8 protein-coding genes, 1 tRNA gene and 2 pseudogenes are annotated in these 12,673 nt (G+C 40.1%); all 11 read right to left on the bottom strand.

Annotation, left to right across the window (positions count from 1 at the left end):
* Window positions 1-232, bottom strand: a 232-nt coding sequence (gene tnpB / locus V757_RS26425) for an IS66 family insertion sequence element accessory protein TnpB (protein WP_036694799.1), incomplete at its 3' end; no start/stop codon positions are given.
* Window positions 233-450: 218 nt separating this feature from the next.
* A complete protein-coding gene (rpoC, locus tag V757_RS26420) occupies window positions 451-4,710 on the bottom strand; it encodes a DNA-directed RNA polymerase subunit beta' (RefSeq protein WP_023953124.1) in 4,260 nt (1,419 codons plus the stop codon).
* Window positions 4,710-8,826, bottom strand: a pseudogene (gene rpoB / locus V757_RS26415) (DNA-directed RNA polymerase subunit beta). Before rpoB ends, rpoC begins: the two are co-directional and overlap by 1 nt.
* Window positions 8,827-9,017: 191 nt before the next feature.
* Window positions 9,018-9,392, bottom strand: coding sequence for a 50S ribosomal protein L7/L12 (gene rplL / locus V757_RS26410; protein ID WP_023953122.1), 375 nt, complete (start codon window positions 9,390-9,392; stop codon window positions 9,018-9,020).
* A 57-nt stretch (window positions 9,393-9,449) separates the two neighbouring features.
* Window positions 9,450-9,950, bottom strand: a complete 501-nt coding sequence (gene rplJ / locus V757_RS26405) for a 50S ribosomal protein L10 (protein ID WP_023953120.1) — start codon at window positions 9,948-9,950, stop codon at window positions 9,450-9,452.
* Window positions 9,951-10,175: 225 nt separating this feature from the next.
* Window positions 10,176-10,874 (bottom strand): 50S ribosomal protein L1, encoded by a 699-nt coding sequence (rplA, locus tag V757_RS26400; protein WP_023953118.1) that lies wholly within the window; start codon window positions 10,872-10,874, stop codon window positions 10,176-10,178.
* 2 nt (window positions 10,875-10,876) lie between these two features.
* Window positions 10,877-11,308, bottom strand: a complete 432-nt coding sequence (rplK, locus tag V757_RS26395) for a 50S ribosomal protein L11 (protein WP_023953116.1) — start codon at window positions 11,306-11,308, stop codon at window positions 10,877-10,879.
* 69 nt (window positions 11,309-11,377) lie between these two features.
* Complete coding sequence (gene nusG / locus V757_RS26390) at window positions 11,378-11,917, bottom strand: transcription termination/antitermination protein NusG (RefSeq protein ID WP_023953114.1); 540 nt, start codon at window positions 11,915-11,917, stop codon at window positions 11,378-11,380.
* A gap of 9 nt (window positions 11,918-11,926) precedes the next feature.
* Window positions 11,927-12,310 (bottom strand): preprotein translocase subunit SecE, encoded by a 384-nt coding sequence (secE, locus tag V757_RS26385; protein ID WP_023953112.1) that lies wholly within the window; start codon window positions 12,308-12,310, stop codon window positions 11,927-11,929.
* A gap of 33 nt (window positions 12,311-12,343) precedes the next feature.
* Window positions 12,344-12,419 (bottom strand) — tRNA-Trp (locus V757_RS26380).
* Window positions 12,420-12,491: 72 nt separating this feature from the next.
* Window positions 12,492-12,673 (bottom strand): annotated as a pseudogene (locus tag V757_RS28200) (EF-Tu C-terminal domain-related protein); the annotation flags it as partial.

The following is a 12,673-nucleotide window of genomic DNA, read 5'->3' as shown; positions in this document are numbered from 1 at the left end:
TCGTGCATGAGTAATTAAGAAGCGTGTGCGTGCGATTCATAAACACATAGGCTTCAGCTTGAGGTGCCACCTGACCAAAGCGCTGAATTGCCTTAGTGCGCAAGGTATCCATCCCTGCTCGTAAATCTGTCGCCTCACTCACCAGGATGATTTTATCTAGTGCCAGTAGGCTAGACGCTTGCTCTTGAATTCCCACTCGTTGGGCGGTCTCGATACGCATTAAAGACGGCATTGATTTCTCCTAACATACACAAAACCTTAGTGTCGCGCAATTTAGCAGGAATGAATACATGTGTTCACCGGACGCTTACGAATGAATACATGTGTTCACCGGACGCTTACCTTACGAATCATTGCTAGTAAGCATAAAAATACCCTCTAAGATTGCAACCTTAGAGGGTATTTAATACTAAGCACAAACCTTAAAAAACTAAGGTTGAATATGTTTAATTACTCTTCGTTATCTGATGAACTACTTGGCATTGTAAAGAAAGGAGCCATTGCACTTTCTAGTGAAACTGGCGCTGTTTCAGTACTATCCGCAAATGGGTTTTCTTGAGCACGTTGTGCTAAACGATCTTGCTGTTCAGCCTCTTCCTTAGCATGGCGAGCATTATGATATGACAAGCCAGTACCTGCAGGAATGAGTCGACCAACAATAACGTTTTCTTTTAGACCACGTAATTCATCGCGTTTACCCATAATGGCTGCCTCAGTCAAGACACGAGTTGTCTCTTGGAATGATGCTGCAGAAATGAATGAGTCAGTTGATAGAGAAGCTTTAGTAATACCTAATAAGATATTTTCATAAGTTGCTTCGCGTTTATCATCTGTGCGTACACGATCATTTTCATCAAGCATTGCAGAACGTTCAACTTGTTCACCAGGGATAAATGAGGTATCACCAGCATCAACAATATTCACGCGACGTAACATCTGACGAACAATCACTTCAATGTGTTTGTCATTGATCTTCACACCTTGTAAACGATAAACGTCTTGTACTTCATTCACAATGTATTGAGCTAACGCTTCAATACCTTTCAAGCGAAGAATATCATGTGGATCAGCTGGGCCGTCTACAATTAATTCACCTTGGTTAACCACTTGACCGTCATGAACTAAAACCTGTTTCTCTTTAGGAATCAACAATTCATGTGTTGTACCATCTACTTTAGTAATAACAAGACGTTGTTTACCTTTAGTATCTTTACCAAATGAAACAGTACCTGTAACATCAGCAAGAATACCTGCATCTTTCGGAGAACGTGCTTCAAATAACTCAACAACTCGTGGAAGACCACCGGTAATATCACGTGTTTTTTGTGATTCTTGAGGAATACGAGCAAGTACTTCACCTACATCTACTGCTTGTCCATCACGTACAGTAATCAATGCACCCACTGGGAATGTAATATTTACTGAATGTTCTGAACCAATAATCTTCACTTCTTCACCTTGTTCGTTTAGAAGCTTGATTTGTGGACGTAAAGCTGATTTACCTGAACGAGTCTTAGGTGTAATCACTACAAGTGTTGAAAGACCTGTCACTTCATCCACTTGTTTCGCAACAGTAACGCCCTCTTCGATATTTTCGAAACGAACAGCACCTTTGTACTCTGATACGATTGGACGAGTTAATGGGTCCCATGTCGCTAATTGAGCGCCAGCTTTAACTTGTTCACCATCACCTACAAGCACGGTTGCACCATAAGGGATTTTATGACGTTCACGTTCACGGTTTTGATCATCATATACAACAATCTCACCTGAACGAGAAATAGCAATACGCTCACCTTTAGCATTGGTTACATAGCGCATACTACCAGCGAACCCTACGTGACCAGCTGATTTTGTTTCTACAGCAGAAGCTAAAGACGCACGAGATGCCGCACCACCAATGTGGAACGTACGCATGGTTAGCTGTGTACCTGGTTCACCGATAGACTGAGCAGCGATCACACCAACGGCTTCACCAGTATTTACTAATGAGCCACGACCTAAATCACGGCCATAGCAATGTGCACATAGACCACGACGAGTTTCACACGTCAATGGAGTACGGATTTTCACTTCATCGATACCTAATTTATCAATGAGTTCCACTTTATCTTCATCAAGTAATGTACCAGCGAAAATCACTGTTTCTTGGGTATCTGGATTAACAACATCTGTAGCAGTTACACGACCTAATACACGATCACGTAATGGCTCGATTACCTCACCACCCTCAACTAAGGCTTTCATGACATAACCGTTAGATGTACCGCAATCTTGTTCAGTAATCACTAAGTCTTGAGTCACGTCAACTAGACGACGAGTTAAATAACCAGAGTTAGCTGTTTTTAACGCCGTATCAGCAAGACCTTTACGAGCACCGTGAGTTGAAATAAAGTACTGAAGTACGTTCAAACCTTCACGGAAGTTCGCTGTAATTGGCGTTTCAATGATAGAGCCGTCAGGTTTTGCCATTAGACCACGCATACCTGCTAACTGACGAATCTGAGCAACCGAACCACGGGCACCAGAGTCAGCCATCATATAAATAGAGTTAAATGACTCTTGACGAACTTCTTCACCAAAACGATTCACCACAGGCTCAGTTGATAGATGTTCCATCATCACTTTACCAACTTTATCACCTGCTTTACCCCAAATATCAACCACGTTATTGTAACGCTCTTGTGCTGTTACAAGACCTGATGAATATTGGTTATCAATCTCTTTTACTTCAGCACTGGCTTGAGCAAGAATTTCTTCTTTTGCCTTAGGAATCAACATATCGCCCATAGCAATTGAAATACCTGCTTTAGTCGCTAGGCGGAAACCTGATTGTAGTAATTTATCTGCAAAGATAACCGTATCACGTAAACCACAACGGCGGAAAGATTGGTTAATTAAGCGCGAAATTTCTTTTTTCTTCAATGGCTTATTCAACACACTGAATGGTAAGCCCTTAGGTAAAATTTCTGATAATAAGGCACGGCCAACAGTAGTTTCAACTCGTTTTAGGGTCGCTTTAAACTCACCATTTTCATCTTTTGCATACTCGTTTAAGCGTACGGTAATACGACTTTGTAGTCCCACTTCACCGCTATTGTAAGCACGCAACATCTCTTGGATATCCGCAAAGAACATACCTTCGCCTTTGCCATTGATACGTTCACGAGTAGTATAGTAAAGACCCAATACCGTATCTTGAGAAGGCACGATTGATGGCTCACCACTCGCAGGGAACAAGACGTTATTAGATGCTAGCATCAATGTACGAACTTCCATTTGTGCTTCTAATGATAGAGGCACATGAACAGCCATTTGGTCACCGTCGAAGTCGGCGTTGAATGCTGCACATACTAATGGGTGTAACTGAATTGCTTTACCTTCAATTAACTGCGGCTCAAATGCTTGAATACCTAAACGGTGCAATGTAGGCGCACGGTTAAGCATTACAGGGTGTTCACGAATGACTTCTTCTAGAATATCCCAAACGACTGGCTCTTGAGTTTCTACCATTTTCTTAGCCGCACGGAATGTTGATGCTAAGCCCATCGCTTTTAAGCGATTGAAGATAAATGGCTTGAATAACTCTAATGCCATTAATTTTGGTAACCCACATTGATGTAATTTCAATTGTGGACCCACAGTAATTACTGAACGACCAGAATAGTCAACACGTTTACCTAATAAGTTTTGACGGAAACGACCACCCTTACCTTTAATCATATCGGCAAGAGATTTCAATTGACGTTTATTAGGGCCAGTCATAGCTTTACCACGGCGACCATTGTCTAATAATGAGTCAACTGCTTCTTGAAGCATACGCTTTTCATTACGTAGAATAATTTCTGGTGCTTTTAGCTCAAGAAGACGTTTTAAACGATTATTACGGTTAATCACACGACGATATAAATCGTTTAGATCAGAAGTCGCAAAACGACCACCGTCTAGTGGCACTAATGGACGTAAGTCTGGAGGAAGTACTGGTAATACTTCCATAATCATCCATTCAGGTTTTAAACCTGATTTTTGGAAGCCTTCAATAACTTTTAAACGCTTAGAAATTTTCTTAACTTTAGCGTCCGATTTAGTCGTATCTAAAGAAGAACGTAATAATTCCGCTTCTTTATCAATATCAATAGTGCGTAATAATTCACGCACAGCCTCTGCACCCATAAGCGCAGTAAAGTCATCACCGTATTCATCAACTTTTGTGAAGTACTCATCGTCACTCATGATTTGACCACGTTTTAACGGAGTCATACCAGGGTCGATAACGCACCATGCTTCAAAATATAACACGCGTTCAATATCACGCAATGTCATATCAAGCACCATACCTAAGCGAGAAGGCAAGCTTTTTAAGAACCAAATATGTGCTACTGGACTAGCTAATTCAATATGACCCATACGTTCACGACGCACTTTGGTCACAGTAACTTCAACACCACATTTTTCACAAATAACACCACGGTGTTTTAAGCGCTTATATTTACCACACAAGCACTCATAGTCTTTGATTGGTCCAAAGATTTTTGCACAAAACAAGCCGTCGCGTTCAGGCTTAAATGTACGGTAGTTAATGGTTTCTGGTTTACGAACTTCACCATATGACCAAGAACGAATTTTGTCCGGAGAAGCGATGCCAATTTTAATGGCATCAAACTGTTCATCCGTTGAAATTTGTTTATAGAGGTTAATTAATCCATTCATTATTTTTTACCCTCCAATTCCATATCTAATGCTAAAGAGCGAATCTCTTTCACTAACACATTGAATGATTCAGGCATACCTGCATCAATCATATGATCGCCTTCAACAATGTTTTCATAAACTTTTGTACGGCCAGTAATGTCATCTGACTTCACGGTTAACATCTCTTGTAAGGTATAAGATGCACCATAAGCCTCAAGTGCCCATACCTCCATCTCACCGAAACGTTGACCACCAAACTGTGCTTTACCGCCTAATGGTTGCTGTGTTACTAGTGAGTAAGGTCCTGTAGAACGAGCATGCATTTTGTCATCAACTAAGTGATGTAGTTTCAAATAGTGCATGTAACCAATAGTCACTGGACGCTCAAATGGTTCACCTGTACGACCATCAATTAAGTAAGCTTGTGTGCGTGAATCTGTTAGATGTAAGCGTTCTTTCACATCTTCAGGATAAGCAATTTCAAGCATACGTGTAATTTCTTCTTCCGTAGCACCATCAAACACTGGTGTAGCAAAAGGAATACCTTTTGTTAAATTACGTGCCATAGCAAGCAATTTATCATCTGGAATATTAGCTAAGTTTTCGTGTTTACCGGTTGTATTGTAGACAGTTTCTAGGAATTTACGTACTTCTTTAATTTGAACATTACGCTCATCCGCTAACATATCTGCAAGACGCTGACCTACACCTTTAGCCGCCCAGCCTAAATGAACTTCTAATACTTGACCGATGTTCATACGTGAAGGTACGCCTAATGGATTCAATACGATATCTGCTGGAGTACCGTCAGCCATATGTGGCATATCTTCAACTGGAAGAATGCGAGAAACCACACCTTTATTACCGTGACGACCTGCCATTTTATCCCCAGGCTGTAAACGACGTTTAACAGCTAGGAATACTTTAACCATCTTACGTACACCAGGAGGTAACTCATCACCTTGTGTTAGTTTTTTGCGTTTTTCTTCAAAGTTTAATTCAAACTCATGACGTTTTTGTTCGATAGATTCTTTTGCTTGTTCAAGAACAATAGCAACATCCTCATCAGCAACACGAATATCAAACCAATGCCATGGTGTTACTTTTTCTAGATTAATCTGCTGTGATAGTAGATCCTTTTGCTAATTGGTTAGGACCACCATTTACTTTTTTACCTAGCAATACTTTGTGTAAACGATCAAACATATCTGATTCCACAATAGCTAATTGTGAATTCAAATCTTGACGGTAACGACGTAGTTCTTCATCAATAATTGATTGCGCACGTTTATCACGCTCAACACCTTTACCAGTCAATACCTGTACGTCAATTACAGTACCCACCATGCCAGATGGAACTCGTAATGATGTATCTTTCACGTCAGACGCTTTTTCACCGAAAATTGCACGTAAAAGTTTTTCTTCTGGTGTTAATTGAGTTTCACCTTTAGGTGTCACTTTACCCACTAACACGTCATCCGCACGAACTTCGGCACCAATGTGAACGATGCCAGACTCATCTAAACGATTTAGTTGTGCTTCTGGTAAATTAGAAATATCACGTGTAATTTCTTCATCACCTAGCTTAGTTTCACGAGCAACAACGCTTAGTTCTTCAATATGAATAGATGTATAGCGATCGTCGGCCACAACTTTTTCGGAAATCAAAATAGAGTCCTCAAAGTTATAACCATTCCATGGCATAAACGCAATCAACATATTTTGACCTAATGCTAATTCGCCTAAGTCAGTTGAAGCACCATCTGCAAGTACATCCCCACGTTGAACATGATCACCAATATTCACGATAGGACGTTGGTTAATATTTGTATTTTGGTTAGAACGAGTGTATTTCGTTAAATTGTAAATATCTACACCAACTTCACCGCTCTTGTTCTCATCATCATTCACACGGATAACAACACGCTCCGCATCAACATAGTCAATGATACCGCCACGAACAGCTTGAACTGTTGTACCTGAGTCAACAGCTACCGTACGTTCAATACCTGTACCCACTAATGGTTTTTCAGGACGTAAACAAGGAACTGCTTGGCGTTGCATGTTGGCACCCATCAGTGCACGGTTCGCATCATCATGTTCAAGGAAAGGAATTAACGAAGCAGCCACTGAAACGATTTGCGATGGAGCAACATCCATATACTGAACTTTATCTGGAGACATTAGCATTGTCTCACCTGCTTCACGGCAAGCGATTAAGTCATCAACAAAATGACCTTTCTCATCTAATTCAGCATTCGCCTGAGCGATAACATATTTATTTTCTTCAATAGCTGATAAGTATTCAATAATTTCTGTTACTTTGCCATCATTCACTTTGCGATATGGTGTTTCTAGGAAACCATATTCATTTAGACGAGCAAATAACGCCATAGAGTTAATCAAACCAATGTTTGGACCCTCTGGAGTTTCAATAGGACATACACGACCATAATGTGTAGGGTGCACATCTCGCACCTCAAAGCCTGCACGCTCACGTGTCAAACCACCTTGACCCAATGCAGATACACGACGTTTATGAGTGATTTCTGATAATGGGTTTGTTTGATCCATGAATTGAGATAATTGGTTAGAACCAAAGAACTCTTTAATAGCCGCTGAAATTGGTTTAGAGTTAATCAAATCATTCGGTAATAAGTTATCTGATTCTGCTTGACCTAGACGATCTTTAACGGCACGCTCAACACGAACTAAACCTGCACGGAATTGGTTTTCTACTAACTCACCTACGCAGCGAACACGACGATTACCTAAGTGGTCAATATCGTCAATCTCTCCGCGACCGTTGCGCAATTCAACAAGCACTTTGATAGTATCTAAAATATCTTCGTCTGTTAAGGTTAATGGACCTTCTGGATTAGCACCACGACCTAAGCGACTATTGACTTTCATACGACCAACTGCCGATAAGTCATAGCTTTCTTCACTATAGAATAGGCGTTGGAATAAGGCTTCTACAGCTTCCTCGGTTGGAGGTTCACCTGGACGCATCATACGATAAATCGCTACTCGAGCAGCCATTTGATCCGCTGTATCGTCAGTACTTAAGGTAGCTGAAATATAAGCACCATGTTCTAATTCATTGGTATAGATAGTCTCAAATTTCTTAATGTCAGCTGCACGTAAGTTTGCTAATAATGCTTCTGTAATTTCAGCATTAGCCTGTGCTAAGACTTCACCAGATTCTGGATCCGTAATTGTCTTAGCAATCACACGACCTAATAAGAAATCATCAGGTACTGAAATTTTGTCTAATTTCGCATTAGAGATATCTCTGATGTTTTTAGCATTGATACGCTTATCTTTTTCTACAAGGACATTACCTTTCTTATCAGTAATATCAAAACGAGCGATTTCACCTTTCCAACGCTCAGGTACGAATGCCATAACAGCACCGTCTTCACGTAGCTCAAAGCTTTCAAAATCAAAGAATGTTGCTAGAATTTGGTCATTGTTTAAACCAATAGCTTTTAATAACGTAGTCACCGGCATCTTACGACGACGGTCAATACGGAAGTATAAGTAATCTTTTGGATCAAATTCAAAATCTAACCATGAACCACGGTAAGGAATCACGCGAGCAGAGAATAACAACTTGCTTGAGCTGTGATTTTTACCACGATCATGCTCAAAAAATACGCCTGGAGAACGATGTAACTGAGATACAATCACACGCTCAGTACCATTGATAATGAAAGAACCAGTATCAGTCATTAAGGGTAAATCACCCATATAAACTTCTTCTTCTTTCACTTCTTTAACCGTTGGCTTGCTAGCCTCACGATCAAGTAATTCTAAGCGAACTTTAGCGTATAGAGATGAATGATAAGTTAGACCGCGTAATTGACATTCTTTCACATCAAATACAGGGTCACGTAAAGTGTAACCAACGAACTCTAAGCGAGCTAATCCATTAGCACTTTCGATAGGGAAAATTGAATTAAAAGCAGCTTGTAAACCTTCATTTTTACGTTTTTGCGAACCAATATCTTGTTGCAAAAATGTACGGTATGAATGTAACTGCGTCTCTAACAGGTATGGGACATCCTGAACTTCTTCACGTTTAGCAAAGCTTTTACGGATACGTTTTATTTCTGTATACGAGTAAGGCATGAGCACTCCGACTCGAGAGGGTTGTAGATATTATGGTGATTCCATAATTCTATAGGGATTTACGACTTCAGAAAAAATCACTTTCTGACCCTTTATTAGGGGATTTTAGCTTAAATAAAATGTTTTTTTCGAAAGACGCAAAAACCCGAAGAGGGCAAAATTGCTCTCTCCGGGGGATTTCTAAGGAAGAATTATTTTAATTCTACTTTAGCACCAGCTTCTTCTAATTTTTTCTTAGCTTCTTCAGCTTCAGCTTTGCTTAGACCTTCTTTCAATGGTTTTGGAGCACCATCAACTAAGTCTTTAGCTTCTTTTAGACCTAAACCAGTGATTTCACGTACAACTTTAATTACGTTAACTTTAGAAGAACCAGCTTCAGCTAGAACTACTGTGAACTCTGTTTGTTCAGCAGCAGCGCCACCGCCTGCAGCAGCTGGACCAGCAGCAACTGCAACTGCAGCAGCTGATACACCAAATTTTTCTTCAAATGCTTTAACTAATTCGTTTAGTTCCATTACTGTTAATGAACCAACGGCTTCTAAAATGTCTTCTTTAGTAATAGCCATGCTATTAAACTCCTAAATATTGATAATCTAAATTTTTAAATTGAATAAAATCTGAAATTAAGCGGCTTCTTCGCCAGCTTTTTTCTCTGCCAAAGCAGCCAAACCACGCGCCAAGCTTGATAAAGGAGCTTGCATAACGAACAATAGTTTTGACAATAGTTCTTCGCGACTTGGGATAGAAGCTAATTCTGCTACTTTAGCACTATCTAAAAGTTCGCCGTTATAAGAACCTGCTTTCAAGACGATTTTATCTTCTTGCTTCGCGAATTGGTGCAATACTTTTGCTGCTGCAACTGCATCTTCAGATACAGCATAAACTAACGGACCAACCATGTGATCAGATAAGTTTGCAAAAGGAGTACCTTCAACTGCACGACGTGCTAATGTATTTTTAAGAACACGTAAATATACGCCTTCTTTACGAGCATTTACACGTAATTCAGTCATACTGGCAACACTAATACCGCGATACTCAGCTACAACCATAGTTTGAGCATTAGCAATTGCTTTACTAATCTCTTCTACCGTAGCTTTCTTGGTTTCAATATTGAGACTCAAGGTCTACCTCCGACTGTTAATAAAAGAAATACAAAATGTATTTCAACCAGCGCGGCAACCTAAAAAGACAGACAAGATAACTTGTTTATTTCTTATTCAGGACTACCGTCTGCGTAGGGCCGAAGCGGATTAAATCAATGATCCCTACGGTCTTGGACATCTACTTAAAAATTTAAGTAGCCCATTTTAAGTGGTGTAAGCTATAAAAGCCCACCACCTAAAGAATTAGTTTGTTGCTACTGAGCCTGTATCAACCTTAGCACCACCACCCATTGTAGATGATACGGCTAATTTACGTAAATACACACCTTTAGCAGCAGCAGGACGAGCTTTATTTAATGCATCAACTAAAGCAACTAAGTTTTCTTGTAGTTGTTCTACATTGAAAGAAGCACGACCGATAGTTGCGTGAATGATACCCGCTTTATCTGTACGGTATTGTACTTGACCTGCTTTTGCATTTTTTACTGCTGTTGCAACGTCAGGAGTCACTGTACCCACTTTAGGGTTAGGCATTAAACCACGTGGACCTAATACTGTACCTAATGTACCTACTACACGCATTGTATCTGGTGAAGCGATAACAATATCAAAATTGATATTACCAGCTTTAACTTGCTCAGCCAAATCTTCCATACCAACGATATCTGCACCAGCCGCTTTAGCTTGTTCAGCTTTTTCGCCTTGAGCAAATACAGCTACGCGTACTGTTTTACCTGTACCAGCTGGTAAAACAACAGAGCCACGTACTAATTGGTCAGATTTCTTAGGATCAATGCCTAATTGTACAGCTACATCGATAGATTCATCAAATTTAGCTGTAGCTGTTTCTTTTACCAAAGCTAATGCCTCTGTCACTGGGTATAATTTATTGCGATCAATTTTTGCTGCAATAGCTGCAGCGCGTTTAGATAATTTTGCCATAATTATACACCCTCAACAGTAATACCCATACTACGCGCACTACCTGCAATAGTACGTACAGCTGCATCTAAATCAGCTGCTGTTAAGTCTGGGGCTTTTGTTTTTGCAATTTCTTCTGCTTGAGCACGTGTTAATTTACCTACTTTATCTAAGTGAGGACGTGCAGAACCAGATTGAACGCCAGCAGCTTTCTTAATAAGAATAGTCGCTGGAGGTGTTTTCATAATGAACGTAAATGATTTATCTGCATAAGCAGTAATCACTACTGGAATTGGTAAACCAGGTTCCATGCCTTGTGTTTTAGCATTGAATGCTTTACAGAATTCCATAATGTTCAAACCACGTTGACCTAATGCAGGACCAATCGGTGGTGATGGATTTGCTTTACCAGCAGGTACTTGAAGCTTGATAAAGCCGACGATTTTTTTCGCCATTTTTTTGCTCCTTACGGGTTATACGCCAAAGGCTCCCCGGGGTTAATAAATCAGATCAAAAAAACAATATTAAACTGTTTTCTCAACCTGGCTAAAATCTAATTCTACAGGTGTACTACGACCAAAAATCATTACATTCACACGAACTTTATTTTTTTCGTAGTTAACTTCTTCAACAACACCATTGAAATCAGCGAATGGGCCTTCTTTAATACGCAAAGACTCACCCACTTCAAATAAAATTTTAGGACGTGGTTTCTCACCACCTTCCTGAATTTGAGATAACAAGCGATCAACTTCATGTTGTGGAATAGGTGTAGGTCGTGAATTTGGACCACCACCCAAAAAGCCTGTTACACGATTAGTATTCTTAACTAAGTGCCATGCTTCATCAGAGAATTCCATCTCAACTAATACATAGCCAGGAAAAATTCTACGTTCACTAACAGCTCGTGTACCACCACGGCTCTCTACAACTTCTTCTGTAGGCACAAGGATGCGACCAAAAGAATTTTGTAAACCTTGTTGTTCAATTCGCTCTAATAAAGAACTATGAACTTTTTTCTCCATACCAGAGAAAACGTGTACTACATACCAACGCATACTCATAAGCTGTCCTTAGTTCCAACCTAGAACGACGCCATACACAATCCAAGTAATTAATTTATCAATTATCCACAGTAAAATAGCCATTACTGCGACAAAAGCAAATACAATCCCTGTCATTTGGATAGTTTCTTTACGTGTTGGCCATACAACACGTTTTAGCTCAGCATATGATCCTGTTGCAAAGCCCAATATTCTCTTGCCAGTATCGCTTATTGCTAATAAAGCTATAGCCACTACTAGACCAACAAGAAACATCCCTAAGCGAGCATAAATACTATAATCAGTAAAAAATGAATAAGCAAAAATTCCAGCTACCAATACAACGATGGCTAGAATAACTTTAACTTTATCACCTGAATTAGAAACGGTTTCGACTTGGCTACTGTTTGACATATTTTTCTATGCGGATTGTTCCGCTTCTATTTGTGGCAGGGGCAGTAGGAATCGAACCTACAACCTTCGGTTTTGGAGACCGACGCTCTGCCAATTGAGCTATACCCCTATTGCTTTTCAAAAGCATCCGAGTAGTCTACACGACTACTCGGGATTTTACAACAATAATTTATAAAATAAATTATTTAGTGATTTTAGAAACCACACCGGCACCGACTGTACGGCCACCTTCACGGATCGCAAAGCGTAAACCTTCTTCCATCGCGATTGGCGCAATTAACTCAACATCCATCGCTACGTTATCGCCTGGCAATACCATCTACTTTATCCGCWTGAACGTAATTGTACCTGTTACGTCTGTTG

The sequence above is a fragment of the Pelistega indica genome (assembly GCF_000506865.1).
GTDB classification, from domain to species: Bacteria; Pseudomonadota; Gammaproteobacteria; order Burkholderiales; family Burkholderiaceae_B; genus Taylorella; species Taylorella indica.
The sequence above is the reverse complement of the archived record's forward strand: the minus strand, read 5'-3'. Positions and strand labels throughout refer to the sequence as shown.